Genomic DNA, 24,483 nt, shown 5'->3' on the forward strand with positions numbered 1-24,483 from the left:
TATTGCTGCCCGTACTATTCTGTTTCATGAGAATGTTCGCATATTGATGAAAATGATATTGATATCATCGATGTATGTTCATTCACGGGAAATGATTTATACGGGCATATTATCTTTTATAGAAACAAGGCATCGCACTTAAAAATTGTGAACGGTAGAGCGTTTTTTTTTAAAACGTCATTTTGTAATATGAAATTCGTTTTATATGAAACCGTAGCACGATTTAGATTAAAGAATTTCAAATAAATGTCGTTATAACCCCTAATTCAACCAGATCGAGTGCTGCCATTATGACATGGAAAAATACCCAGGGCCGAATAGGCCTGTTGCTTATAAGCTTTTTCGTTATCTTATTGATAGTTACCTATATTGTTATCAAGTTATTCGTTTCTCCGCAGATTATCGAAACGGAGACCAAAAATATTCAGGCGACGGTTGAATTACAAAGTAACGCGATAAAAGAGCAGATGAACCGCGTTAAGGCGCAGCAACGCTCCATCACTGAACTGGTTGTTGGGCTGCAAAGCGAGCAAATTGACGAATTACTGCCGCGCCTGGTAAACCAATACGGCGATTTAAACGTCTTCGGCGGCGGGATTTGGCCTCTGCCTGGGCAGCGCGATCCGGCTCGGGATAAATTCAGTACCTTCTATGCCCGCGACGGGGGCGGCAATTTGCAGGTCAACACCGTCAGGAACCAACCAGAGTCGGCAAAATACTGGGAGCAGCCCTGGTATAAAGACGGTATGAATGCGCCAAAAGGCGAATGTGCGTGGGCGAAAGCCTATCAGGACGCAGCCAGCCCTCAGCCGCGAACTAACTGTGCAATGGCGATCTGGAAAGACGGCAAAGCGTGGGGCGTGGCGACCATCGATGTGACGCTGGGCTTCTTTAACCAGCTTGCTGTCGACATGGGTAAAGCGGTAAACGGCAGCGTACTGATTGTTGAGGCGGACGGCAAAATCGTCGGTAACGGTTCCTCCGTACAGGATAAACCGGCCCTGTCAAACGTTCGCGATCTGGGCATTCCGGCGGCGGCACCGTTAGTTAGCCTGTTAGGCCAGGGGAAAACAACAGAAGTGCGTGGCAGCTATGACGGTGAAGACGGGGCGCATTCCCTGTTCGTTCTGCCAATCAGCGGCAGCCCGTGGTTTATGGCGGTCGACATTCCGAGCAGCCACCTGGTAAGTATGTCTGACGCTATTATGACCAAGCTGACCATCGTACAGGCGATTATTGGCATACTTATCGTCCTTATCATGATGATCATCGTGCGCAATATTTTCCATAATGTGACGCTGCTCAACCGTAATATTGAAGCGCTGTCCAGCGGCGGTGCGGATTTAACGCAGCGTCTTGCGCAAAGTAAGAGCCCGGAATTTAACGCCATTATCAACAACTTCAATAAGTTCATTTCGTTCCTTAATGAGTTGATGCAGCAGGTAGGGAGTAGCTCGATGGCGATCTCTTCGGCTTCGCGCCAGATTGCCAGTGGCAACCTGAACCTCTCCTCGCGCACCGAAGACCAATCGGCATCGATTGTGGAAACGGCGGCATCAATGGAAGAGCTGACCAGTACCGTGCGCCTGAACGCAGAGAACGCGTTGCAGGCGAACAAGCTGGCGGAAGAGGCCTCCGTTGCGGCAAAACAAGGGGCCAATGTGGTTAACAAAGTCGTCTCCACGATGAATAACATCAATGAGTCCTCCTCGAAAGTGGTGGAAATCATCAGTGTGATTGACGGCATCGCCTTCCAGACCAACATCCTGGCGCTTAACGCCGCGGTGGAAGCGGCAAGGGCGGGCGAGCACGGGCGTGGTTTCGCCGTGGTCGCTGGCGAAGTTCGTTCACTGGCGCAGCGCAGTGCCCGCTCAGCTCAGGAGATCAAGAAATTGATTGAAGAGTCGGTGAGCAGCATTGAGCAGGGCAGCGGACTGGTTCGTCAGGCGGGTACGACGATGGATGGCCTGATGGAAAAAGTTGAAGGTGTGGGCGTGCTGATCTCAGAAATCAGCTCTTCCAGCGATGAACAAAGTCGCGGGATTGCCCAGATCAATATCGCCATTAACCAGCTCGATAGCGCCACGCAGCAGAATGCGGCGCTGGTCGAAGAGGTGGCGGCGGCTGCGCAGTCGATGGAAGAACAAACCGTACAACTCGAAAACGTCGTCGGCAGCTTCAAGCTCTGACAGACAACATAGCCGACTCTGCGGAGTCGGCTTTCTTCTCTCTGGCATCCGCCACTTACCCTTCCCGTTAATGCCCGCTGTGTATTCCCCTTGTCGCAAAAAGCCATTCGCACTACTGTATTTTTACTAAACAGAGGACACCCCATGCCGAACTGGTTTGCAAGCGGCGGCGCCGATTACGCCCGCTATCGCCCGGAATATCCCGCAGTCTTGCTGGATTACCTGCTTTCAATAACGCCGGAACATCACCATGCGCTGGATGTCGGTTGCGGTACGGGCCAGTTGACTACGTTACTGGCCTCAGCCTTCGATAAGGTGACGGGGATTGATCCCAGCCAGACGCAAATCGACAACGCGACATCTCATGCCCGCATTACATATCTGCAAGGCCCGGCGGAGCAGCTTGCGCAAGCGCTACGCGATATCAATCTGATTACCGTCGCCCAGGCGGCGCACTGGTTTGATTTACCGGCCTTTTACCGGGAAGTCCGGCGGGTTGCGGCGCCGAATGCGGTGATTGCGATTATCAGCTACGGCGTGCTCAACCCTGACGAGACCCTCCGGGCGCGCGTTCGTCAATTCTACTATGACGAAATTGGCCCCTACTGGCCCCCGGAAAGGCAACGGGTGGATAACGGTTATGCGGACATCGCCTTCCCCTTTACGGAAATTCCCGTCCCGGAAATGGCGATTCGTTTGCAGTGGGATCTCGACGCCTTGATGGGCTATCTCTCCACCTGGTCTGCGGTGAAGCGTGCACGTGACGCCGGGCAGGAGGGGCTGTTAACCCGCTTTTACGACGACGTACGCGACCTCTGGGGCGACCCGGTACAAACGCGGACCTTTATATGGCCGATTAACATCAGAGCCGGGAAAATAGGGTAATTTTCCGGCGCGGGAATTCGGGAGATGGCGGACTGAGAGTGTCATGTCAGGCGGTGCGACTGTTATTACTGCTTTTCACTGTATCGCTTAGCTCTCGCCTTCTGCTGGTGGATAAAATCTTCAAGGGAGCGGTCGGGCCGTTCGGCAAACTGTTTCCCGGTTAAGGTCACGGCCTGGCAGCGATCGAGGCGGAAACAGCGATAATCCTGACGCAACGTGCACCAGGCCACCAGTACCCATACTTCTCCCCAGAACGACAGGCCCAGCGGATGAACCGCCCGCTCAGAACCTTCACCCTGCTCGTTCTCATATCGGATCCAGACCTCATCGCGCTGGCGCATGGCCTGATGGAAAACATCAAACCAGCGCCGCGTCTGTGGGTACTTGCCAAAGTCCGGGGTCAGGATGCGGTTTCGTTCGGCCAGGAGGCGCCGGTCTGTCGGCAGTACCGCCAGCAGCTTTTCCTGTGCCGAACCCGCCGCTTTAGCCAGTGTGTCGCCGCTCCAGGTTTGTAGCATACCAATCGCGGCAATCAGCGCTTCCACTTCCATACCGGTGAACATCAGCGGGGGAATATCAAACCCTGGCATCAGGCGATAGCCGCTCCCTGCCTCGCCCTGAATGGGCACACCGGACAGCGACAGATCGCGAATGTCCCGATAGACGGTACGCTCTGACACCTCCAGCCTCTCCGCCAGCAGAGCGGCCGTGACCCGACGACGTGTACGCAGGATCTGGACTATCTGGAACAGACGATCGGCACGGCGGCTCATGGCAAATTTCCTGTCAGTGGTCGGTTAATGTTGTCAGGCCGGTTGATGCAGCCCGACTTTATTCCCTTCACTGTCAATGATAAGTGCGATGGTGCCAATATCATCCGGTAAAATTTCTGGCCCGAAACAGCAGGTGCCGCCTTTTTCCGCCACTTTTTTGAGGGACGCGGCGATATCTGCGGTGTAGAGATAGACCACGGTGCCGTTTGCGGAAGGTTGTAACGCCTCAGATTTTACCAGCGCCCCGCCGATTGCAGGCTCCTGATAATGAAAGACCGCCATCGACATACCGGCGACATGCTCCTGACGAAATTGCGCGTCGATGCAATGTTCATAAAACGCGGTTGCCCGTTGCAGGTCCTGAACCGGAATCTCAAACCAGTTGATAACGTTGCTCATTTTCTTGCCCTCGTTGTGTTTTCGACAACGAGATAATGGCACCCCCCTCCTGACAGCATAGTGTCAGGAGTGATCGGCGGGGGAGAGAAATTCCCGGAGGCGGTGCTGCGGGAATTGTAAAGGGGAACGCGGTGTTCCCCTTTACCCGTTCACGTGTCAGGAGGTTCCGTTTCGCCATGAACATACGGTGAACGGAACCCACCTCCCGAGCCGCATATTCCCCTCACCCCAACCCTCTCCCCGGGGGAGAGGGAGAAAACCGGTCGTAGCCCGGGTAAGGCGTCAGCCGCCACCCGGGGTGGGGCTTACCGCATGGTGACAAACTCTTCTGCCGCCGTTGGGTGAATCGCCACGGTATTGTCGAAGTCCTTCTTGGTGGCACCCATTTTCAGGGCGACCGCGAAGCCTTGCAGAATTTCATCCATCCCGAAACCGATGCCGTGGATGCCGACGATTTTCTCTTCCGGGCCAACGCACACTAACTTCATGCGGCACGGCTGGCGGTGAGAGGTCACCGCGGTATACATCGCGGTAAACGACGATTTATACACTTTGACTTCGCTATCGCCATACTGCTCGCGCGCCTGCGGTTCGGTTAAACCCACGGTGCCGATCGGCGGATGGCTGAACACCACGGTCGGGATATTGCTGTAATCCAGATGCTCGTCCGGCTTGTTATTAAACAGGCGTTCAGACAGGCGACGGCCTGCGGCCACGGCGACAGGGGTCAGCTCAACCGCACCCGTGTTATCGCCGACAGCGTAAATACCCGGCACGGAGGTATTCTGGAATTTATCCACCACGATGAAACCTTTCTCGTCGGTTTTCACCCCGGTGACGTCCAGATTGAAGGTGTCGTTCGCCGGTTCACGACCAATCGCCCAAATCAGGCAATCCACCGTCTGGCTGCGTCCATCGTCCAGCTCCAGCGTCAGGCTGCCGTCGGCGTTTTTCACCACGGCTTTAGGGACTGCCTGGGTATGTAGCGTCGGGCCTTCGGCAGCCATCACCTCAACCAGCGTTTCACTGATCATCGGATCGAAACTGCGCAGCGGAGAGTGCTTACGCACGAACAGATGCGCTTCTGCGCCCAGCCCGTTAATCACCCCGGCCAGTTCAACGGCGATATAGCCGGCACCGACCACCGCCACGCGTTTAGGCAGCGCGGGCAGGGCAAAGAAACCGTCGGAGTCGATACCGTATTCCGCACCCGGAATTTTCGGATGGCTCGGGCGACCACCGGTTGCGATCAGGATGTGATCGGCGGTGATCGTCTCGCCATTAACCTCGACAGTCTTCGCGTCAATAAAGCGGGCGAAACCACGAATCACATCGACATTGTTTTTACCCAGCACGTTGTCATACGAGGTGTGGATACGGTCAATGTAGGCCGTGCGGCTGGCAACCAGTTTATTCCAGTCGAAATGATTGACGGTGGTGTCGAAGCCGTAGTCCGGCCCGTACAGATCAATAGCCTCGCGGATTTGCGCCGCGTGCCACATCACTTTTTTCGGAACACAGCCCACATTCACACAGGTGCCGCCAAGCTCTTTGGCTTCAATCAGCGCGCACTTCTGGCCGTACATGGCGGCACGGTTAATAGAGGCAATGCCACCGCTGCCACCGCCAATGGCGATATAGTCGTAATGTTTGCTCATGGTTAATTCCTTAGAGCCTATCCAATTAGGCTATTTTATTGGCCATTTTGGACCTGGGCAGTGCTCACAATCCTCACGTACAGCGTGTACGCTCCGGTTGTTCCGCGTTGTCCGTGTCCAAACTCGCTGCAACAATGTACGCCTACTGGGTAGGCTCTTAATCCTGAACGAGGTCGAAAGTGTCGCGATTGTAACGCGCAGCCAGCAAGGTTCCTTCGATTGCTGCGATTACTCGGGAACAATCCAGTTAACGAGGGTGTGGCCTGTTCCGGCGGGCACCAGTTTACTGTGCAGCCACGGCAGCACGTTATTCATCTGTGCTTCTAATTTCCATGGCGGGTTAACCACGATCATACCGGAGGCGGTCATCCCACGCTGGTCGCTGTCCGGGCGCACCGCCAGTTCAATCTGCAGAATTTTACGAATGCCCGTTGCTTCCAGGTCATGCACCATGCGTTTGATTTGCTGGCGCAGCACCACCGGGTACCACAGAGCATAGGTGCCGGTTGCAAAGCGCTTGTAGCCCTCGCTAATGCCGGATACCACCGCCTGATAATCGGTTTTTATTTCATACGGCGGGTCTATCAGCACCAGGCCGCGACGGGAAACTGGCGGCAGTTTGGCTTTCAACTGCTGGTAGCCATCGGCACGCTCAACGCGGGCACGTTCGTCTTTCTGGAACTCCTGACGCAGCAGTGGATAGTCGCTCGGATGCAACTCGGTCAGGAACAGGCTGTCCTGCTCGCGCAACAACTGACGGGCAATCAGCGGCGAGCCTGGGTAGTAACGCAGCGTCTCGTTGCGGTTAAAGTGGCGCAGCACGCTCATGTACGGCTCCAGCTCAGCCGGAATATCGTCTTGCTGCCAGATGCGTCCAATCCCTTCCAGATACTCCCCGGTGCGTTCGGCATGTTCGCCGGAAAGCTGATAGCGGCCCGCGCCCGCGTGGGTATCGAGATAGAGAAACGGTTTCTCTTTTTCTTTGAGCGCTTCAATGATCAGGCTCTGAACGGTGTGTTTGAGAACGTCGGCATGGTTGCCTGCGTGGAAGCTGTGGCGATAACTGAGCATGGAGATAGAAATTCCAGAATATGAACGAGATTAGCCACAGTTTACCGTAGATTGCGCGGGAATGTCGTTGAACCCTGCGGTTGTTTCAGGCAGTCGTAAAACGTTTCAAAATTTATCCCTGTCACAAAAGCGTCAACTTACAGGGCTAGCGTCGAGCGCAGGCAAGGTAATCGTTTGAATAAAAGGATAAAAAATGAAAATCCGTTTAACGCTGTTAACTGTCTCACTGCTGCTTGCTCATCAGGCGATGGCGACAGATGTGCCGCTCTCTACTGCGCACGACATTGCCAATACCACCACGCCGGCCTCGGAAAGCCAGGCGTTTGATAGCCTGGAAAACCAGTCTCTGGCCGCGCTGCGTGCTGCGCTAAAAGGGGACGGCGCAAAGGTGGAGCGTGAGCACCTGGAAAAAGCGTCGCAAAGTGCAAAACAGGCCGACACCGCCTGGTTGAAAGCCAGCGGCTATGATTTCAAAGTAAAAGATAACCAGCAGGCCGGCATTGAATTGCTCTCCTCGTTCAACAAGCTGCCTGCTCCTGTACTGGATGCCAACCTGAAAACCGTTGAGACGATTAATCTCGATGCCACCCAGGGGCTGCGCCATCAGGCGCTGGCGGATGCAGAAGGTATCAGCTACTTGTACTTCCTCTCCGACGCGCTCGGTCCGCGTCTGGGTAAAGCGTTTCTTGACGCCTATGACAAGGGAGAGCTGGGCAAAGCGGCTGCGCTAATTAAAGCCAGCGAAGTCAGCACCGGCGCGGCGAAGAAGCACTTCGACTACAAGCGTCCGTTCCTTATTCAGGGCAACACCATTCACCAGGTCCCGGATGATGTGGTGGTGAAAGACAACAAACCGTACTCCGCCGATGGCGGTTCCTTCCCAAGCGGCCATACCAATACCGGTTACACCGATGCGCTGTTGATGGCGGAGATGATCCCGGAGCGCTTTGATTCGCTGGTGGAGCGCGGTGCCCGCTATGGCTATTCCCGCATCGTGCTGGGCGTACACTATCCGCTGGATGTGATGGGTTCAAGAATGGTGGCCCAGCGTAAAGTGGCGCATTACCTCAACGATCCGGCGTACCGCAAGCTGTTCAACGAAGCGCGCGATCAGTTGCGTACGGCGCTGGAGAAAGAGTGCGGTGCGTCGCTTGCGGAGTGTGCGAAAACGGCTGGGAAAGACGATCCGTACCGCGATCCGGCGATGAAAGAATTTTACCGCTTTACCATGACCTACGACCTGCCGCAGCAAAAAGGGAAGACGCAGGCAGTGAAAGTACCGGAAGGGGCGGAAGTGCTGCTGGAGGCGGCGCTGCCAAACCTGTCAGCGACAGCGCGGCGCGAGTTGATGGTGAAAACCGCGCTGCCAGACGGTTACCCGCTCTCTAGCGAAACTGCCGATCAGAACTTCTGGCAGCGCCTGAATCTGCCTGCGGCCTATGCGATGGCGCATAAAGCGAAGTAAGTTTTGACAACGGTGCGGGCGTTGCCTGCACCGTATTGGTAATCAGAGGCTAAAAGCGGTCAGCTCGCGCACGCTGGCGGCAGGGTTAGCACGTTTAACCGCCTCCAGGAAATCGGCAAAGTCGGTGTTAAACAGGGTGTAGTTATGGCGGAATCTTGCCTGCTTCATCTGCCCGTCAGTCATGTAAGTCACTATCCAGAAAGAACGATTATTCACTTTGATATTGTCGCGCTCGATCTTGGTTATCGCGCTCAGTGGAACAGATTTTTTCACATCAAGCTGAACTTCATAGAAGTACCCTTCATCGAAATAATAATCCGTGGGTAATAGCTGCCCCCCTTTACCCGGCCGAAAGGTTTTGGTGGTGATGGATATCTTTCGCAACCCATGATTGGCTTGTGTGTCGTTTTTTCGATGTCGCCATTTTGGAAACACAAGTATCAGCCCGATAAGCGCCAGTAGCGGCAGTATTGTCATAATGAAATTCAACATGCGGTCTCCTTTTCGCCGTTGTGATGAGTATACGCCCTGTACGACGGTTCTTATTACTTTGATTTCATAGCGGAAACGACATCGTATGTGCAAATGGGTATTGCAGCGATAAGCAGTTCAGCGCAACGCCTGCCATTGAAATCCTCTACACTTAACCCCATGCTACAACGTTATGCAGAGCGCCGGATCGTGCGCTTCACTCACTCTCTTTAACAGGACAGGACTGCGCTTATGACCAATCCATTACTCACGCGTTTCGAATTACCGCCGTTTTCAAAAATCCTGCCTGAACACGTCGTGCCTGCCGTGACGAAAGCATTGGATGATTGCCGTACCGCGGTGGAAAGCGTGGTAGCCCATGGTGCGCCGTACACCTGGGAAAATCTGTGCCAGCCGCTGGCGGAAGTGGACGATGTGCTGGGGCGTCTGTTCTCCCCGGTGAGCCATTTGAATTCTGTGAAAAACAGCCCGGAACTGCGTGAAGCCTATGAGCAGACGCTGCCGTTACTGTCGGAATACAGCACCTGGGTTGGGCAACATGAAGGGCTGTACAACGCCTACCGCGACTTACGCAATGGCGATCACTACGCCACCCTGAGCATTGCGCAGAAAAAATCCGTTGATAACGCCCTGCGTGATTTCGAACTGTCCGGTATCGGCCTCGAAAAAGAGAAACAAAAACGCTACGGCGAAATCGCCGCGCGCCTGTCTGAGCTGGGCAATCAGTACAGCAACAACGTGCTGGATGCGACCATGGGCTGGACGAAACTGGTGACCGATGAAGCCGAGCTGGCCGGTATGCCGGAAAGCGCGCTGGCCGCTGCTAAAGCGCAGGCCGAAGCGAAAGAACAAGAGGGTTACCTGCTGACGCTGGATATTCCGAGCTATCTGCCGGTGATGACCTATTGCGACAACCAACCGCTGCGCGAAGAGATGTACCGCGCTTATAGCACCCGCGCCTCTGACCAGGGGCCGAATGCAGGTAAATGGGATAACAGCCCGGTGATGGCGGAAATTCTCGCCCTGCGTCACGAGTTGGCCCAACTGCTCGGTTTTGAAAGCTATGCCTATAAATCGCTGGCGACCAAAATGGCGGAAAACCCGGCGCAGGTACTCGACTTCCTGACCGATCTCGCCAAACGCGCCCGTCCGCAGGGTGAAAGAGAGCTGGCGCAACTGCGTGCGTTCGCCAAAAAAGAGTTTGGTGTGGATGAGCTGCAACCGTGGGATATCGCTTACTACAGCGAAAAACAGAAGCAGCATCTGTACAGCATTAGCGACGAACAGTTGCGCCCGTACTTCCCGGAAAACAAAGCGGTAAGCGGCCTGTTTGAAGTGGTGAAACGGATTTACGGTATTACCGCGAAAGAGCGTCACGATGTCGATGTCTGGCATCCGGATGTGCGTTTCTTTGAGCTGTATGACGAAAGCAATGAACTGCGCGGTAGTTTCTATCTTGACCTCTACGCCCGTGAGCACAAACGCGGCGGCGCGTGGATGGATGACTGTGTTGGGCAAATGCGCCTGGCAGACGGTTCGCTGCAAAAACCAGTGGCCTACCTTACCTGTAACTTCAACCGTCCGGTCAGCGGCAAACCGGCGCTGTTCACCCATGATGAAGTGATCACGCTGTTCCATGAATTTGGTCACGGTCTGCATCATATGCTGACCCGTATCGAAACGCCGGGGGTTGCTGGTATTAGCGGTGTGCCATGGGATGCGGTCGAACTGCCGAGCCAGTTTATGGAAAACTGGTGCTGGGAGCCGGAAGCGCTGGCATTTATCTCGGGTCATTATGAAACGGGCGAGCCGCTGCCACAGGATCTGCTGGATAAAATGCTGGCCGCGAAAAACTACCAGGCGGCGCTGTTTATCCTGCGCCAGCTAGAGTTCGGCCTGTTCGATTTCCGCCTGCACGCCGAGTTTAGCCCGGAGCAGGGGGCCAAAATCCTCGACACGCTGTTTGAAATTAAAAAACAGGTTGCCGTGGTGCCAAGCCCGTCATGGGGCCGCTTCCCGCACGCGTTCAGCCATATCTTTGCAGGGGGCTACGCCGCAGGGTATTACAGCTACCTGTGGGCGGATGTGCTGGCGGCAGATGCCTACTCACGCTTTGAAGAAGAGGGGATTTTCAACCGCGAAACCGGACAGTCGTTCCTCGACAATATTCTGACCCGTGGTGGTTCCGAAGAGCCGATGGAGCTGTTCAAGCGTTTCCGTGGCCGTGAGCCGCAACTGGATGCGATGCTGGAGCATTATGGTATCGAAGGCTAATCCCCGTCATACTTCAAGCTGCATGTGCGTTGGCGACGTTTGCTCACCCCAGTCACTTACTCTTGTAAGCTCCTGGGGATTCACGCACTTGCCGCCTTCCTGCCGCTTGAATTATTTAGGGTTTATGTAGTGAAAATCTGTTTGATAGATGAAACAGGCGCCGGAGACGGCGCCTTATCTGTTCTTGCGTCCCGCTGGGGCCTGGAACATGACGAAAATAACCTGATGGCGCTGGTGCTTACACCGTCGCATCTGGAACTGCGCAAACGCGATGAGCCGAAGCTCGGCGGTATTTTTGTCGATTTCGTGGGTGGGGCGATGGCCCATCGGCGTAAATTTGGCGGTGGGCGCGGCGAGGCTGTGGCGAAGGCCGTTGGCATCAAGGGCGATTATCTGCCTGATGTGGTGGACGCGACGGCGGGGCTGGGGCGTGATGCCTTTGTGCTGGCGTCAGTCGGCTGCCGGGTGCGGATGTTAGAGCGTAACCCGGTGGTTGCCGCACTGCTGGATGATGGCCTGGCGCGTGGCTACGCGGACCCGGAAATTGGCGCCTGGTTACAGGAGCGGTTGCAGTTGATTCATGCTTCCAGCCTGACCGGGCTGGCGGATATTACTCCGCGTCCGCAGGTGGTTTATCTCGATCCGATGTTTCCGCATAAGCAAAAAAGCGCGCTGGTGAAGAAAGAGATGCGGGTGTTCCAGTCGCTGGTGGGGCCGGATCTGGACGCGGATGGCCTGCTGGAGCCTGCGCGTCTGCTGGCGACGAAACGTGTGGTGGTGAAGCGCCCGGATTATGCGCCACCGCTCGCCGATGTGGCGACTACCAATGCGGTGGTCACCAAGGGGCATCGGTTTGATATTTATTCCGGGACGCCGGAGTGAATTGGTGAGGGCAGTGCGGTCTGCTGCCCGGCCCGAAAGTCAGACGACATAAGCATCATGGACCGCGCCAGCGGCGATTTTCTTTGGGGTCGCCAGGGTGGCGGCGGTGAGCCACCCTGGCACGTTCACGGGTTCTGTCGCGACAGAAAAGTAAGGAACATAAGGTGAACGGAATGACCATCAGAGCCGCATTTTCCCCCTCACCCTAGCCCTCTCCCCAAAGAGGAGAGGGGACCGTTCGTGCTCGCATTTTTGTGGGGATTCCTCAGCCCTTTGAGGGAGAGGGAACAGTTTAGTGCTTAGCGGTCTGGGGTTTTGTAGCCCGGACAAGGCGACAGCCGCCGTCCGGGACCCCTGGTGGTGCGCGTACCGGGGCTACATGTAATTGCACAAGGCGGTTTTATCGGCCTTTGGCGGGGAAATCAGCGCCAGAAAATAAAACGCCCGCAGCAGCGGGCGTTAGCAGGCAAGAAAAGAGGGACGGTTATTCTTCATCTTCATCTTTCAGCGGAACAATCAGCATGTCCACATGGACAGTATTGATGAGCTGACGTGCGGAGGACATCAGTTTGCTCCAGAAGTCCTGATGATGCCCGCAAACCACCAGATCCATATCGTATTTCTTAATGGCATCTACCAGTACCTGCCCCAAATCACCGCTACCGCTTAAGGTCTCCGTGATCGGATAGCCCGCATTGGTAGACAGTTCGGTCAGCGCATGGTGTGTCTCATCAGAGATACGTTTTTGCATATCGCCGAGGTTAACGTCGATAAGACCGGTGTAGAGATCAGAATAATTTACATCGACATGAATCAGTGACACCTTCGCGTTATAAGGCCGCGCCATGGATACTGCTTTTTCGACCAGCAATTTGCTTTCAGGAGAAAGATCGACTGCGATGAGAATGTGTTTGTAAGCCATAGTGTTACTCCTTCCATAAGTTGTCGATGACCATAGGGTTACTCACCCCTGACACAGCACTGTTTCCCGCGTCCTGCGTACCACCTGCACGGGTAGCGCCCGGCCTTAAGCATTTCATTTTATACTCTTCGTACTTTACGCCGCAGATGCGTTGGCTACGTTCGTTTATCCCATCGCACGGTCTTCTATGCTCAGGGGATTCATTCTCTTGCCGCCTTCCTGCAACCCGAATTACGTAGAGTGTGGGAATATTTCTACCTTATAACTCTGTGAAGTTATCGTCAATCTGCCTGGATCACGATTCACTTAACCAATATTTACAACCAGATGCACAAGATTGATTAACGTTGTGGCAAAAAAATAAACAAATCTCCTACACTATTTAATGAGCCGTTTGGATTTCAGTTTGTGATCTCGATCGGCTATTGGTAATACTCTTCACTGAATGACTTGGTTGATTATCTGGGAGCGGTAATCCCGGATCACGTTTCCGTGGGCGGTTCGCCGGGGGAGGAGATATGATCAGCACCGTCGCGCTGTTTTGGGCTTTGTGCATCGTTTGTGTGGTTAACATGGCGCGTTATTTTTCGTCATTGCGCGCATTGTTAGTGGTACTTCGTGGTTGTGACCCCTTGCTTTACCAGTACGTTGATGGCGGAGGCTTTTTTACCTCCCATGGACAACCCAGCAAGCAGATGCGTTTAGTCTGGTACATTTATGGCCAGCGCTATCGCGACCATCATGATGAAGAGTTTATTCGCCGCTGTGAGCGAGTACGCGGGCAGTTCATCTTAACCAGCGCGCTCTGTGGGCTGATTCTGGTGAGCCTGATTGCTCTGATGATTTGGCACTGAGCAAAAAAAACGGGCCAGTTTCCTGACCCGTTTCGTTGTTAAATCAGCTTGAGGGCTAACCAGTAAAGCACGCCCGAAAGGATGATTGACGCCGGTAGGGTAAAGACCCAGGCCATCAAAATGCTGGTGACGGTTTTGCGTTGCAGACCGCCGCCATCGACGATCATCGTCCCTGCTACTGAGGACGAGAGTACGTGCGTGGTGGAGACGGGCATACCGGTATAGCTTGCCAGACCGATGGAGACTGCGGCAGTCATCTGTGCGGACATGCCCTGCGCGTAAGTCATGCCTTTCTTACCGATTTTTTCGCCGATGGTGGTCGCCACACGACGCCAGCCAATCATCGTACCCACACCTAACGCCAGCGCGACGGCCATGATAATCCAGATTGGCGCGTATTCGATGGTGCTCAGCATGTCGCTTTTCAGCTTCTTAAGCAGACGCTGGTCGTCGGCATTGACGTCAGGCTGCTTCGCGACCTGGTCGGTGATATCCGACAGACAAAGCATGATGCGACGCAACTGACTGCGCTGCTCCACGCCGAGTTTGTCGTAGCTTTCAATCCCGGTCAGCATCTCTTTAGCACGATCCAGCGCGATAATGGCGCGGCTCGGATGACAGTGGAACTGTGCCGGTGTTGCCGCTGTTTCCGCAGGCGTCAGCGGTTGTTGTGCTACGCCCGTTGCCTTCTGCAGAAGTTCCGGATGCTGCTGGAAGTACACTTCTACGTTGTTCACCGCGTCACGGGTACGGGTGATGTCATAACCTGAGGCATTCATGTTAACCACGAAGCCCGCAGGTGCGACGCCAATCAGTACCAGCATGATCAGACCAATACCTTTCTGACCATCGTTCGCGCCGTGAGAGAAGCTCACGCCAATAGCAGAAAGAATCAGCGCGATACGCGTCCAGAAAGGCGGCTTTCTTTTGCCGTCTTGCTTTTCACGCTCTGCTGGCGTCAGGTGAATACGCGCGCGCTTTTTACTGCCACTCCAGAACCGACGCAGCAGGAACACCAGCCCGCCCGCGAAAATCAGGCCAACAATTGGCGAGACAATCAGGGAGGCAAAAATGTTCAGCACTTTTGGAATGTTAAGCGCATCCACTACCGAGGTGCCGGACATCAGGGCATTGGTTAAACCAATACCGATAATCGCGCCAATCAGGGTGTGGGAGCTGGATGCAGGTAAGCCGAGATACCAGGTACCGAGGTTCCAGATGATCGCGGCCAGCAACATAGAGAAGACCATCGCAAGGCCATGTGCTGAACTGACGTTAAGCAGCAAATCGGTCGGCAGCATATGCACAATCGCATAGGCCACGCTTAACCCACCCAGCAGTACGCCGAAGAAGTTAAATACCGCTGCCATAACAACAGCCAACTGTGAGCGCATAGCGCGGGTATAGATAACCGTTGCCACTGCGTTCGCCGTGTCGTGGAAGCCATTGATCGCTTCGTAGAACAGAACAAAACCCAGAGCAAGCAAAAGTAACAGCCCGGTATGGAGATCCAGACCGGCAAATAAATGTAGCATAGGACGTTACGCCATTTTGAGGACATGAACGCGGCGCATTATCAGGGAGTTTGGCAGCATCGGCAAAGTGAAAAATGGACTTTTTTTGACATTCTTTCTGGTTAGCCTCCTTTGCTTTAAGCATATTCTTATATTTTTCAATGTAATGGATATTTGTCTGCGTATTCGTGCTGGTGTGACCACCCTGAACTATTTACAATCCGCCGCGACCTAATGAAGAGGATTTTAGTGTGGAACGGTTTGATGCCATTGTTATCGGTGCCGGTGCGGCGGGAATGTTTTGTGCAGCTCAGGCGGGGCAGGCGGGGTTACGCGTGCTATTACTGGATAATGGCAAGAAACCTGGCCGCAAGATCCTGATGTCCGGCGGTGGTCGCTGCAACTTTACTAACCTTTATGTCGAGCCTGCGGCTTATCTCAGCCAGAACCCCCATTTCTGCAAATCTGCCCTTGCCCGTTATACCCAATGGGACTTTATTGACCTGGTGGGCAAGTACGGGATCGCCTGGCATGAAAAGACGCTGGGCCAGCTCTTTTGTGATGACTCTGCTGAACAGATTGTCGACATGCTGGTGGCGGAGTGTGAAAAAGGCAAGGTGATGCTGCGTTTGCGTAGTGAAGTCCTGAGTGTTTCCCGTGATGACGATGGCTACACGTTGCAAGTTAATGGTGACACTGTGGCGGCGAAAAAACTGGTGGTCGCTTCCGGCGGGCTTTCTATGCCAGGTCTGGGTGCATCGCCGTTTGGCTATAAGCTCGCTGAACAGTTTGGCCTGAACGTGCTGCCGACGCGTGCCGGACTGGTGCCGTTTACATTGCATAAACCCTTGCTGGAACAATTTCAGGTGCTTTCCGGCGTCTCGGTGCCGTCTGTGATTACCGCAGAAGACGGCACGGTATTTAAAGAGAACCTGCTTTTCACCCATCGCGGCCTTTCCGGGCCAGCGGTGCTGCAAATCTCCAGCTACTGGCAGGCGGGGGAGTTTGTCACTATCAACCTGCTGCCGGAGTGCGATCTCGACAGTCTGCTTAACGAGCAGCGCCAGGCGCACCCGAATCAAAGCCTGAAAAACACGCTGGCGATGCAACTGCCGAAACGGCTGGTGGAGTGTCTGCAACAACTGGGGCAGATCCCGGATGTCACGCTTAAGCAGCTCAATAGCCGCGACCAGGAAACGTTGATCGACGCGCTGACGAACTGGCGCGTGCAGCCTAACGGCACCGAAGGCTATCGCACGGCGGAAGTGACGCTCGGCGGTGTCGATACCAACGAACTCTCTTCACGCACGATGGAAGCCCGCAAGGTACCGGGGCTCTATTTTATTGGTGAAGTGATGGATGTTACCGGCTGGCTGGGCGGCTATAACTTTCAGTGGGCATGGGCCAGCGCCTGGGCGTGTGCGCAGGCGCTGGCTGAAGAATAAGTGGTCTTTGGATGGTCATGATCCGTTGTGCCTTCCGATCCTGCGAAGATCAGATATCGTCCATCGTATGATCGACCACGATCTCCAGGGTTTTGCGAAGAATGTCCTTTCTGACGACATCTTCTGTATTTTCCATCAGGTTAATCAGCCGCAGGATGATGGCTTTGTTGGTCACTTGACCATCGTAAGCCAGAATGCTGCGGATCACGCCCCCGAGAATAATCGCCTCTTCGGCCAATAAATCGCCAGCGTTACGAAAATAATCAGACAATGTCTTGTTGGGCAAATTCTTATAAAGCTCTGATTTTTCAATCATCACCTGGTTCATTTTCACGCCTTAGTAGAGTTTTCCGTAATGGGGCCATCAGCTATCACTGCTTTTTACTGCGGCCCTGCCGTTGGCGATTGCCGAATAATGGATAGACATTATCTCCGGCGTCTCTGATGTTCTCGTCTTGCTCATTCCCATTCTGAACACGGGATGAGGCAAATTTATTACTGCTGATTTCCTCGATCAGACGCATAAGCACCGCCCGTCTCTGGCTATCCTGCTCGCGGCTCTCCATCTCTTGCAGCCGGGCAATGAGGGCCAGGGTGTTTATCGGGCCATTTTCTTTAAGAAGAAAAAGTAGCGCCTCTCCAATCAATTCATCTGTCAGTTGTTCATTATCACTACTATTCATAACTGCATCTCTGCTTGCCGCTCTGTTCATGAATGAAACGCGGCATGAAGTCATCTCTGGACAGGAATCAGGCTGACACCTTAACCCTCAGAAGTGACTTGATTTATCAGGATACTTTTACTGCATTTGGCTTAATCATTACCAAAAAGCAGGCTGATAAGCCCCTGATAATGGCGTTCCTCTTCTGGCGTTGACGCCTGCTCAAGACGGCTCAGTAACTTGGTACAAAGTGATTTACGGTTCAGATGCCGACCATCCCGCAGGATGTCCACTACAATCTGCCCTAACGTCTCTTGTTGTGACGGAAGATCCGCGGCGCTGAAATAGCGAGCGATGGCATTCGCTGTGTCCGGAAGATAGCCGTTCTGATGCATACATCACTCCTGTATAACCCGTTGTCAATAATTGAAGTCGTTAAGCTATACAACTATAGAAAAGCTGTACATAAAAATTGTACAAATTTAACAATGATTTTAAGCAATAAATGCTATATCTTTATTTTCAATAAGATAGGAAGCAGAAAATCAGCACATTTCACTGTTCCAGGCTACACTTTTGGGACGCGTTTATCTGCGATGACATAAAAAACCACATGGATGTTGGGACTGTCGTCTCCACATTCACCTGTTGTATACCCGCCGTTGGTCATGGTTGTTTACAAGGTCCCCTGCGTAAGCCTCTGTCATTGTGGTAATTACAACGCTTTCTCTTGGATAGCTCATGCTCACAACTCTTATTTACCGCAGCCATATCTGCGATAACGTCTCCTTTAGCGTGCTGGAGGAGATGGTTGCTGCGGCGAATCTCAAAAATGGTGAGGCAGATATCACCGGGATTTTGCTTTTCAACGGCACCCACTTTTTCCAGTTGCTTGAAGGCCCTGAGGAAAGTGTTTCTGCTATTTATCAGCATATTTGTAACGATAAGCGGCACTACAACCTGGTTGAGTTGTTGCGCGACTACGCGCCCTTGCGGCGATTTGGTAAGTCAGGAATGGAACTCTTTGATTTACGTGAATATGACAGAGAGGAAGTTCTGCAGCATGTGCTTGATAAAGGCACCTCCAGATACCAACTGACCTATGAAGATCGCGCACTTCAGTTCTTTCGCACGTTTGTAGAAGACCTGGAAAAAGAGAATTATTTTGAGATTCCACCGGGTGATGCCTGGGAATTTGTGACGGATGAAAAGGATTCATTCTCTCAAATCTTGCCCCCTGACCGCGAGGCCGGCTGTTATTTTGCCTTCCAGCCCATTATCGATCCCTTCGCCCGGCAAGTGGTTTCAGTTGAGGCCCTGATCCGTACCCCTGAGGGCCGCTCGGCGCAAGCCTGGTTTGAAGGGCTTAGCCGTGATGAAATCTATGAGGCCGATCTCAAAAGTAAACAGGTGGCGTTTGCGATGGCGGCCGCACTGAATCTGGGGACTCAGACACTCTCCGTGAACCTGCTGCCAATGACGCTGGTGAATGTTCCCGGAGCGGTTAGTTTTCTTTTAGATGCCATTAAAACCAACGGTCTGGTGCCTGAACAGGTCATTGTGGAGTTCACCGAAAATGAAATTATTTCCCGCCTGGATGAGTTTACGAATGCCGTTAGGTTATTGAAAGCAGCCGGGTTTCGGGTGGCCATTGATCACTTTGGCGCCGGATTTGCAGGCCTGCTGTTGCTGGCGCAATTTCAGCCTGAGCGGATCAAAATTAACCGCGACCTGATCAAAGATGTCCATAAAAGCGGCCCCCGGCAGGCCATTATTCAGGCCATCATCAAATGCTGCGTTTCTCTGGAAATCATGGTTTCGGCCGTGGGGGTGGAGAAGGCAGAAGAGTGGATGTGGCTGGAGTCTGCGGGTATCTCTCAATTCCAGGGTTATCTTTTTGCCCCTCCTGCATCCGGGGCTATTCCTGCCATTGCGTGGCCGGAAAAAAGAGGTGGCCTTTAAATTCCATCTGCTGTGAGCAACTGGCTTTCCCTTGCCGCAACGTGTTTCCGGCGGTATGGGGAAGCCAGCCTTTTCTCTGCGTGCGCTGGCTTCGGTGAAATAAAATCCATTTTTGCACATGGCCCGTTTCCGGTTATGCTTGCTCATAAGCACTTTCTGGTTTGTACAAGTTATGAAAATTGTACAATCTGTACAGAAGAGTGAATGTGAAGTGTAACGTATTGGGTTTGAATTGAGGGAAGCAATGACCTTTTACAGTATTGGCGATGTCGCTGAACGATGTGGAATAAATCCTGTCACGCTGCGTGCGTGGCAGCGTCGCTATGGATTGTTGAAACCTCAGCGTAGTGAAGGGGGCCATCGACAATTCGACGAAGAAGATATTCAACGGATTGAGGAAATTAAACGTTGGATTGAAAGCGGCGTCCCGGTCGGCAAAGTCAAAGCGCTTCTTGAAGATAAAAAAGTAGATTCCCATGATGGCTGGGAGTCGCTTCAGGAAGAGGTCATGTCTGTATTAAGGCAGGTTCGCCCTGCAAAATTACGTGCCTTAATTATGGCGATGGGACGGGAGCATACCGCCGATGTTCTTATCGATCATGTCTTTGTCCCTGTACGCCAACGGCTTTCGCTCGATCAGAGTACGGCTCGCGCCATGTGTAGCTTATTAGATGGCGTGTTAATTGATTACGCCGTCCTGTGCCTTACCCGTTCTCGTAAGAAGATGGGAAAAGATGCGCTGTTTATTGGTTGGGGCAATGATGATCGCACCCGTATGTGGCTGGAAGCCTGGCGGTTGTCTCAGCATGACTGGAATATTGACGTCCTCGCGGAGCCGTTGGAAACTCTTCGTCCGGAGCTTTTTCCAGGCCTGCACATTTTTGTCTGGACCGGTAAAGCGTTATCGCGTCATCAGCAAGAACAGTTTACCCACTGGCGGGAGCAGGGATTCGCCATCGCGTTGCATGGGGCATAGAGCGGAAATGTAACGCGCACGCTGTTCTGTCTCCTGTACTGGAGGTGAGTCGCTCACTTCCGCCCTCCGTTTATTCTTCTCGCATTGTTCAGCCACCGCTGCGTGATAATCCTTTCGCTCTGTTCCGTTCCTCGCTTTATATCCCGCAGCATAATTCCCCCTGATCACAGCCTGTTCAAGCCTTTCATCCATTCTATTACCTTGTTAAGAATCCCCTGAATATTATTTGGCGAATAAACGCCTGGCTATAATAAAAATGCAAGCCATTATTTATGGCTGAAAATAAAGGAGGTGGGTTTGGTAAAAACCATTGATAAACATGAATTAGGTTATATCGCGATCGGTGAAGCAGTACTTTCTCATATAGCCAGTAACAAGGCAATATCACGTGAGTCACTAATGCTGATGTTAACGCAACACGCTGAGGAGGTGACGAATGAATACCAATTATCTCAAATCTGGCTGGGGCATTCGCTGCTCAAAAATGCCCGCCATGACCATAGCTCACTTACTGAAAATTAGTTTTCAGTAACGTACCCGTGCCGTAAAAATCGGCTTTAAAACAGCCCGGGGAAAGGCTAAGCACTCTTTTACGGGTCTTGTTCAGGCACGTTAATCGGGCTGCTACTCGCGTTTGGATTTCATTTATATCCTGACACTCTGCCCTGCTAACTGGCACAGGGAAGAGGACGCTTTGCCTTTATTTATCGGGCTCATAATGATTTTCCGGATACCCCGATTCTTTATGGAATACGGGTGGCGAGATATTTACGTATCCAATGTCATTAATTATTCAGGTCTGATTGCTTGTATCTGACATATGTAAATTTTTCTTTCTAAAAGAAACAGGAGACTTTTTCGTTTATATGACTAAACCATCCGGTAACGTAAATTTGACCCGGGATGAACTGATTCGTGAAGCGATAGGCTTCGCAGCAGCATATTTAATTAAAAACAATTTACCCGTGACCACGCGCGGGTTAAGCCTGACTCTTCTGATGGAAGAGGAGAAAACAAATATTGCAGAGCGTAAGGCTATTTATCAGGAAGCCAGAAAAATGGTTTTGCGTAAAATGCAGTAAATAAATGTACCAGGCTGCGCGAATTGACGATATCCGCAGCCTGACATTCAAATCATGAGGAGGCGATGATGACAGTAAAAACGACCGACAAAGCCACAGAAATTCTTATTAGTGAGGCGTTGGTTCAATTACTTGAGTGTGGCGCGGAAATAACGCATGACACACTAATTCACACTCTGGATGATAACCGGGTTAATGTAACTGACCGGAACCTGCGAATGAGCTATTCAAGGGCGATTGATGAGGTGCGAACGCACCAGCGTTTTTCACCGCAATCTCACTGCGGAATTTACCACAGCAGCTATCAGATTCATTAAACCATCCCGAAGGTGAATAACCACCTTCGGCTTTTTTATTGTTGTTGTTTCAGTAAGTTATTTGGCTTTGATATTAATTAGATAAGTAAAATCTTAAACGTCTGACATTGTGAGACACACTGTTTTTTAACGTATCATGCTTTTAATGTCACTGTTCCGGGGCAGTTATCTTTGCTAACAGGATCGGATATCCTTTCAATTATGTGCGGCTAATGCCACAATGCCCGCCATGCTTATTGTTTAGCATTGTTAATGGTTACTGTCCGTAAGGTATTTTCCTGAATGCATAAGTAAGGTGAAATATGAATAACTCACACAGTGACGGCCCGCAGGAGACGGCGGGCGACTCGGGTAATGGGAAGCTTAGTCTGGAGCAGACATTAGGCGCTATTGTTATCCAAATGTTACGTGAAGGGCGGTATATTACTCGCCATAGTCTCTGCATTGCTGTTGCTGGATGTATTGAAAAAAATACTCGCCCCGAACTTGAAGCGCATTATGCTGATATCTTGCGAGTATTACTGAGCCGCGAGGCTGATTAATTATCTGCGGCTGCCGTCATCGCGAATTCGCATGAAATGCATTCTGGAGTCAGCATGATTAAAAATGTCAAAGAGAGTCTGGTGGAACTGGTTATGGGTGATGCCATTCTCGAGCTGCTTGAAGCGGATGCCCCTATTTCCCACGAGGCACTCATTGCTCAACTTGCCCGTAATCTCGAACAGGAACCGCGGGAATCACGGCGGGAAGCCATTCTGGCTGCTATTAAAGAGGTTCAGGAAAGTATCAAACTTGTTGACCATACGGCAGACAAGGGGACTGGCTGGAATCAGCAAACCGTAAAAAATAGCAAACTGCTAAAAATGAATAGTGTTTCGCCAGGTATTGGTGATAAAAAACATTAACTATCGAATTATTATGACTTTTTCAGCTTCCGCTGAACCGTGACGATCGCAGATAAAAATACCTGAGCAGATAAGCTGTTGTTTTTCTCTTTTCGAAGTGAGGGTTTTGTCGTCACGCTTTTCAAAGATCGTCCGGCGTTCTACTGACAACCATTTCCAGAGCACTGCGGTACATCCTTGTTTTTTCCGGGTCACTCTCCTCTTCAAGATGGCGAATAATCGCCAGAATCACCGCTTTGTTACTGACCGGTAAATTTAACGAAGCCAGCTTTTCTTCAACGTTTTTAATAAAAGCAAGCTCGGCGCTGAAAACCGGTAGCCGAATGGTTTGTGACGAATTCAGAAACTGTGTTGCCGGGTGAAGGGCCATGTGTGCTCTCTTCCTTTTGCGACTGTTGCGGTAAATCGGAAAAATCCCCTTGTTCACAAAATCTAGGCTGCTTTTGGCAAATTGCATAGCGAAAAGCGGGTTTTTCCGTCTTTAGCAGGCGAATTAATAAATTCCCCTTCAGGTTTAGAGTATGTATTATATGTTTCATATATGATTCGTATAAGGTGAAGTATTGACCATGGGTATCGTTAAAATCTCGGACCTGATGCACGAAAACCTGCGTCTTGCCAGTAACGCACTGAGCCGTTCAATCAATGCACAGGCAGAGCACTGGCTGAAAATCGGCATGCTTTCAGAGCTGTATCCGCATTTGACGCATCAGGAACTCACTCGCCTGCTGGTTCGGGCGGAGCTTAAGGGCAGCGTGGATATCAACAAGCTGGTTGACGATGAGCCGCTGTCATTGCAAATGGAGCATGAAGCCAGATGACGAACATCAAACTGCACTCTCAGGAAGAGATTGAAATGGCCCGCGCGGCGGGACACGCTGCGGCAAAAGTGCTGGAGATGATCAAACCCCACGTTCGCGCGGGCGTGACAACCGATGAGATCGACAAACTGTGCCACGATTTCATTCGCCACGAATTAAAGGTGATCCCGGCGAACATTGGTTACAACGGCTATACCCGCACCGTCTGCACGTCGGTCAACCATGTGGTGTGCCACGGCATTCCGTCGGAGAAACGTCTCAAAGAGGGTGACATCATCAATATTGACGTGGCGATCATCAAGGATGGTTGGTACGGCGATACCAGTCGCATGTATTTTGTGGGTGAGCCCTCCGTGCGTGCCAGGAGACTGACCCATATCACCTATGAATCGATGGTTGCCGGGATTAAAGCCGTACGCCCCGGCGCGACGCTTGGCGATATCGGCGCGGCTATTCAGCAGGTGGCGGAGTCTGCCGGTTTTTCAGTGGTGAAAGAGTATTGTGGTCACGGCGTGGGGCAGGAATATCACGCAGAACCGCAGATCCTGCACTATGGTCGCCCGGGTACAGGGCTGGTACTGAAAAAAGGGATGATTTTTACCATTGAGCCTATGATCAACGCCGGTAAAGCCGCGACAAGTGTGCTGTCCGACGGTTGGACGGTGGTCACCAAAGACCGTTCTCTTTCGGCGCAGTGGGAACATATGGTGGCGGTTACCGACAGCGGTTTTGATTTGTTAACACCCTGGCCGGATCCTTCACCCGAGTATCCGGGGCTGTAATTGCCACTTTTTTTCAGGCGGGGCAGACAATCGCTGAACCGCCTGCCCGCGCTTTAGCGCACTTTGGTTAACGCCCATCTTCTTCTTGTGCACGCGAAAAAAGACGCCCAGAACGGTACGGTCTAATTCCTCCGCTTTCATCACAAATTCCTT

At 52.4% G+C, this 24,483-nt stretch carries 27 protein-coding genes; 16 read left to right on the forward strand and 11 right to left on the reverse strand.

From position 1 onward, the window contains the following. The first annotated feature begins 290 nt into the window (after positions 1-290). Both MRY16398_RS01345 and MRY16398_RS01350 read left to right on the forward strand, forming a co-directional pair. On the forward strand, positions 291-2,189 hold the full coding sequence (locus MRY16398_RS01345; protein WP_125123750.1) for a methyl-accepting chemotaxis protein: 1,899 nt from the start codon (positions 291-293) through the stop codon (positions 2,187-2,189). Positions 2,190-2,333: 144 nt separating this feature from the next. After that, positions 2,334-3,074, forward strand: coding sequence for a class I SAM-dependent methyltransferase (locus MRY16398_RS01350; RefSeq protein ID WP_125123751.1), 741 nt, complete (start codon positions 2,334-2,336; stop codon positions 3,072-3,074). A 65-nt stretch (positions 3,075-3,139) separates the two neighbouring features. Here MRY16398_RS01350 and MRY16398_RS01355 read toward each other — a convergent pair whose 3' ends face one another. The 4 genes from MRY16398_RS01355 to MRY16398_RS01370 all read right to left on the reverse strand — a co-directional run bounded on the left by MRY16398_RS01355 (position 3,140) and on the right by MRY16398_RS01370 (position 6,975). After that, positions 3,140-3,847 (reverse strand): helix-turn-helix transcriptional regulator, encoded by a 708-nt coding sequence (locus MRY16398_RS01355; protein WP_125123752.1) that lies wholly within the window; start codon positions 3,845-3,847, stop codon positions 3,140-3,142. A gap of 33 nt (positions 3,848-3,880) precedes the next feature. Continuing rightward, positions 3,881-4,246 (reverse strand): VOC family protein, encoded by a 366-nt coding sequence (locus MRY16398_RS01360; protein ID WP_039080253.1) that lies wholly within the window; start codon positions 4,244-4,246, stop codon positions 3,881-3,883. Between the two features lie 305 nt (positions 4,247-4,551). Then, positions 4,552-5,904 (reverse strand): glutathione-disulfide reductase, encoded by a 1,353-nt coding sequence (gene gorA / locus MRY16398_RS01365; protein ID WP_039080270.1) that lies wholly within the window; start codon positions 5,902-5,904, stop codon positions 4,552-4,554. Positions 5,905-6,132: 228 nt separating this feature from the next. Further along, positions 6,133-6,975 carry a 23S rRNA (adenine(2030)-N(6))-methyltransferase RlmJ gene (locus MRY16398_RS01370; protein WP_041851280.1) on the reverse strand — a complete coding sequence of 281 codons (843 nt, stop codon included), beginning with the start codon at positions 6,973-6,975 and terminating at the stop codon, positions 6,133-6,135. Positions 6,976-7,168: 193 nt separating this feature from the next. Between MRY16398_RS01370 and MRY16398_RS01375 the strand changes: the two genes are divergently transcribed. Then, positions 7,169-8,440, forward strand: a complete 1,272-nt coding sequence (locus tag MRY16398_RS01375) for an acid phosphatase (RefSeq protein WP_125123753.1) — start codon at positions 7,169-7,171, stop codon at positions 8,438-8,440. Positions 8,441-8,482: 42 nt separating this feature from the next. Here MRY16398_RS01375 and MRY16398_RS01380 read toward each other — a convergent pair whose 3' ends face one another. Continuing rightward, positions 8,483-8,932, reverse strand: coding sequence for a hypothetical protein (locus MRY16398_RS01380; RefSeq protein WP_052249309.1), 450 nt, complete (start codon positions 8,930-8,932; stop codon positions 8,483-8,485). Between the two features lie 231 nt (positions 8,933-9,163). Between MRY16398_RS01380 and prlC the strand changes: the two genes are divergently transcribed. After that, positions 9,164-11,206: an oligopeptidase A gene (gene prlC, locus MRY16398_RS01385; RefSeq protein ID WP_108700488.1), complete on the forward strand. Its 2,043-nt coding sequence runs from the start codon at positions 9,164-9,166 to the stop codon at positions 11,204-11,206. Positions 11,207-11,335: 129 nt separating this feature from the next. Beyond that, on the forward strand, positions 11,336-12,088 hold the full coding sequence (gene rsmJ / locus MRY16398_RS01395; protein WP_125123754.1) for a 16S rRNA (guanine(1516)-N(2))-methyltransferase RsmJ: 753 nt from the start codon (positions 11,336-11,338) through the stop codon (positions 12,086-12,088). 484 nt (positions 12,089-12,572) lie between these two features. Here the strand turns inward: rsmJ and uspA are convergent, their stop codons facing one another. Beyond that, positions 12,573-13,010: a universal stress protein UspA gene (gene uspA, locus MRY16398_RS01400; protein ID WP_041851284.1), complete on the reverse strand. Its 438-nt coding sequence runs from the start codon at positions 13,008-13,010 to the stop codon at positions 12,573-12,575. 518 nt (positions 13,011-13,528) lie between these two features. Here uspA and uspB point away from each other — a divergent pair. Further along, on the forward strand, positions 13,529-13,864 hold the full coding sequence (uspB, locus tag MRY16398_RS01405; protein WP_041851285.1) for a universal stress protein UspB: 336 nt from the start codon (positions 13,529-13,531) through the stop codon (positions 13,862-13,864). A gap of 38 nt (positions 13,865-13,902) precedes the next feature. Here the strand turns inward: uspB and pitA are convergent, their stop codons facing one another. Continuing rightward, on the reverse strand, positions 13,903-15,399 hold the full coding sequence (gene pitA, locus MRY16398_RS01410; RefSeq protein WP_041851286.1) for an inorganic phosphate transporter PitA: 1,497 nt from the start codon (positions 15,397-15,399) through the stop codon (positions 13,903-13,905). Positions 15,400-15,629: 230 nt separating this feature from the next. Here pitA and MRY16398_RS01415 point away from each other — a divergent pair, with 230 nt between their 5' ends. Beyond that, entirely contained in the window at positions 15,630-16,823 is a 1,194-nt protein-coding gene (locus MRY16398_RS01415; protein ID WP_125123755.1) for a BaiN/RdsA family NAD(P)/FAD-dependent oxidoreductase, read from the forward strand. 49 nt (positions 16,824-16,872) lie between these two features. On the opposite strand, the gene MRY16398_RS01420 is transcribed toward MRY16398_RS01415, so the two are convergent. The 3 genes from MRY16398_RS01420 to ycgZ all read right to left on the reverse strand — a co-directional run bounded on the left by MRY16398_RS01420 (position 16,873) and on the right by ycgZ (position 17,880). Next, on the reverse strand, positions 16,873-17,139 hold the full coding sequence (locus MRY16398_RS01420; protein ID WP_041851440.1) for a biofilm development regulator YmgB/AriR family protein: 267 nt from the start codon (positions 17,137-17,139) through the stop codon (positions 16,873-16,875). Between the two features lie 55 nt (positions 17,140-17,194). Further along, positions 17,195-17,506, reverse strand: a complete 312-nt coding sequence (locus MRY16398_RS01425; protein ID WP_107224418.1) for a hypothetical protein — start codon at positions 17,504-17,506, stop codon at positions 17,195-17,197. A 131-nt stretch (positions 17,507-17,637) separates the two neighbouring features. Next, entirely contained in the window at positions 17,638-17,880 is a 243-nt protein-coding gene (ycgZ, locus tag MRY16398_RS01430) for a regulatory protein YcgZ (RefSeq protein ID WP_041851289.1), read from the reverse strand. Positions 17,881-18,226: 346 nt separating this feature from the next. Between ycgZ and MRY16398_RS01435 the strand changes: the two genes are divergently transcribed. The 7 genes from MRY16398_RS01435 to MRY16398_RS01465 all read left to right on the forward strand — a co-directional run bounded on the left by MRY16398_RS01435 (position 18,227) and on the right by MRY16398_RS01465 (position 22,727). After that, a complete protein-coding gene (locus MRY16398_RS01435) occupies positions 18,227-19,447 on the forward strand; it encodes a diguanylate phosphodiesterase (RefSeq protein ID WP_125123756.1) in 1,221 nt (406 codons plus the stop codon). Between the two features lie 244 nt (positions 19,448-19,691). Further along, positions 19,692-20,423 (forward strand): MerR family transcriptional regulator, encoded by a 732-nt coding sequence (locus MRY16398_RS01440; RefSeq protein ID WP_041851291.1) that lies wholly within the window; start codon positions 19,692-19,694, stop codon positions 20,421-20,423. A gap of 297 nt (positions 20,424-20,720) precedes the next feature. Further along, a complete protein-coding gene (locus MRY16398_RS01445) occupies positions 20,721-20,945 on the forward strand; it encodes a hypothetical protein (protein ID WP_041851292.1) in 225 nt (74 codons plus the stop codon). 344 nt (positions 20,946-21,289) lie between these two features. After that, on the forward strand, positions 21,290-21,505 hold the full coding sequence (locus MRY16398_RS01450; protein WP_041851293.1) for a hypothetical protein: 216 nt from the start codon (positions 21,290-21,292) through the stop codon (positions 21,503-21,505). Between the two features lie 65 nt (positions 21,506-21,570). Continuing rightward, positions 21,571-21,822, forward strand: coding sequence for a hypothetical protein (locus MRY16398_RS01455; RefSeq protein WP_125123757.1), 252 nt, complete (start codon positions 21,571-21,573; stop codon positions 21,820-21,822). 302 nt (positions 21,823-22,124) lie between these two features. After that, positions 22,125-22,364, forward strand: coding sequence for a hypothetical protein (locus MRY16398_RS01460; RefSeq protein WP_071194997.1), 240 nt, complete (start codon positions 22,125-22,127; stop codon positions 22,362-22,364). A gap of 54 nt (positions 22,365-22,418) precedes the next feature. Beyond that, a complete protein-coding gene (locus MRY16398_RS01465; protein ID WP_041851296.1) occupies positions 22,419-22,727 on the forward strand; it encodes a hypothetical protein in 309 nt (102 codons plus the stop codon). Between the two features lie 121 nt (positions 22,728-22,848). On the opposite strand, the gene MRY16398_RS01470 is transcribed toward MRY16398_RS01465, so the two are convergent. After that, positions 22,849-23,097, reverse strand: coding sequence for a biofilm development regulator YmgB/AriR family protein (locus MRY16398_RS01470; protein ID WP_052249310.1), 249 nt, complete (start codon positions 23,095-23,097; stop codon positions 22,849-22,851). A gap of 199 nt (positions 23,098-23,296) precedes the next feature. Here MRY16398_RS01470 and MRY16398_RS01475 point away from each other — a divergent pair, with 199 nt between their 5' ends. Continuing rightward, positions 23,297-23,548 (forward strand): ParD-like family protein, encoded by a 252-nt coding sequence (locus MRY16398_RS01475; protein ID WP_041851297.1) that lies wholly within the window; start codon positions 23,297-23,299, stop codon positions 23,546-23,548. Next, complete coding sequence (map, locus tag MRY16398_RS01480; RefSeq protein ID WP_071194995.1) at positions 23,545-24,330, forward strand: type I methionyl aminopeptidase; 786 nt, start codon at positions 23,545-23,547, stop codon at positions 24,328-24,330. Before MRY16398_RS01475 ends, map begins: the two co-directional genes overlap by 4 nt. The last annotated feature ends 153 nt before the right edge of the window (positions 24,331-24,483 follow it).

This window comes from Phytobacter sp. MRY16-398 (assembly GCF_003925915.1).
Classification (GTDB): Bacteria; Pseudomonadota; Gammaproteobacteria; order Enterobacterales; family Enterobacteriaceae; genus Phytobacter; species Phytobacter diazotrophicus.

What these genes read in the sequence shown, in the direction of transcription:
- MRY16398_RS01345 (WP_125123750.1), top strand. Translation starts at nt 291, where the DNA reads ATGACATGGAAAAATACCCAGGGCCGAATAGGCCTGTTGCTTATAAGC.
- MRY16398_RS01350 (WP_125123751.1), top strand. Translation starts at nt 2,334, where the DNA reads ATGCCGAACTGGTTTGCAAGCGGCGGCGCCGATTACGCCCGCTATCGC.
- MRY16398_RS01355 (WP_125123752.1), bottom strand. Translation starts at nt 3,847, where the DNA reads ATGAGCCGCCGTGCCGATCGTCTGTTCCAGATAGTCCAGATCCTGCGT.
- MRY16398_RS01360 (WP_039080253.1), bottom strand. Translation starts at nt 4,246, where the DNA reads ATGAGCAACGTTATCAACTGGTTTGAGATTCCGGTTCAGGACCTGCAA.
- gorA (WP_039080270.1), bottom strand. Translation starts at nt 5,904, where the DNA reads ATGAGCAAACATTACGACTATATCGCCATTGGCGGTGGCAGCGGTGGC.
- MRY16398_RS01370 (WP_041851280.1), bottom strand. Translation starts at nt 6,975, where the DNA reads ATGCTCAGTTATCGCCACAGCTTCCACGCAGGCAACCATGCCGACGTT.
- MRY16398_RS01375 (WP_125123753.1), top strand. Translation starts at nt 7,169, where the DNA reads ATGAAAATCCGTTTAACGCTGTTAACTGTCTCACTGCTGCTTGCTCAT.
- MRY16398_RS01380 (WP_052249309.1), bottom strand. Translation starts at nt 8,932, where the DNA reads ATGTTGAATTTCATTATGACAATACTGCCGCTACTGGCGCTTATCGGG.
- prlC (WP_108700488.1), top strand. Translation starts at nt 9,164, where the DNA reads ATGACCAATCCATTACTCACGCGTTTCGAATTACCGCCGTTTTCAAAA.
- uspA (WP_041851284.1), bottom strand. Translation starts at nt 13,010, where the DNA reads ATGGCTTACAAACACATTCTCATCGCAGTCGATCTTTCTCCTGAAAGC.
- uspB (WP_041851285.1), top strand. Translation starts at nt 13,529, where the DNA reads ATGATCAGCACCGTCGCGCTGTTTTGGGCTTTGTGCATCGTTTGTGTG.
- pitA (WP_041851286.1), bottom strand. Translation starts at nt 15,399, where the DNA reads ATGCTACATTTATTTGCCGGTCTGGATCTCCATACCGGGCTGTTACTT.
- MRY16398_RS01420 (WP_041851440.1), bottom strand. Translation starts at nt 17,139, where the DNA reads ATGATTGAAAAATCAGAGCTTTATAAGAATTTGCCCAACAAGACATTG.
- MRY16398_RS01425 (WP_107224418.1), bottom strand. Translation starts at nt 17,506, where the DNA reads ATGAATAGTAGTGATAATGAACAACTGACAGATGAATTGATTGGAGAG.
- ycgZ (WP_041851289.1), bottom strand. Translation starts at nt 17,880, where the DNA reads ATGCATCAGAACGGCTATCTTCCGGACACAGCGAATGCCATCGCTCGC.
- MRY16398_RS01435 (WP_125123756.1), top strand. Translation starts at nt 18,227, where the DNA reads ATGCTCACAACTCTTATTTACCGCAGCCATATCTGCGATAACGTCTCC.
- MRY16398_RS01440 (WP_041851291.1), top strand. Translation starts at nt 19,692, where the DNA reads ATGACCTTTTACAGTATTGGCGATGTCGCTGAACGATGTGGAATAAAT.
- MRY16398_RS01450 (WP_041851293.1), top strand. Translation starts at nt 21,290, where the DNA reads ATGACTAAACCATCCGGTAACGTAAATTTGACCCGGGATGAACTGATT.
- MRY16398_RS01455 (WP_125123757.1), top strand. Translation starts at nt 21,571, where the DNA reads ATGATGACAGTAAAAACGACCGACAAAGCCACAGAAATTCTTATTAGT.
- MRY16398_RS01460 (WP_071194997.1), top strand. Translation starts at nt 22,125, where the DNA reads ATGAATAACTCACACAGTGACGGCCCGCAGGAGACGGCGGGCGACTCG.
- MRY16398_RS01465 (WP_041851296.1), top strand. Translation starts at nt 22,419, where the DNA reads ATGATTAAAAATGTCAAAGAGAGTCTGGTGGAACTGGTTATGGGTGAT.
- MRY16398_RS01470 (WP_052249310.1), bottom strand. Translation starts at nt 23,097, where the DNA reads ATGGCCCTTCACCCGGCAACACAGTTTCTGAATTCGTCACAAACCATT.
- MRY16398_RS01475 (WP_041851297.1), top strand. Translation starts at nt 23,297, where the DNA reads ATGGGTATCGTTAAAATCTCGGACCTGATGCACGAAAACCTGCGTCTT.
- map (WP_071194995.1), top strand. Translation starts at nt 23,545, where the DNA reads ATGACGAACATCAAACTGCACTCTCAGGAAGAGATTGAAATGGCCCGC.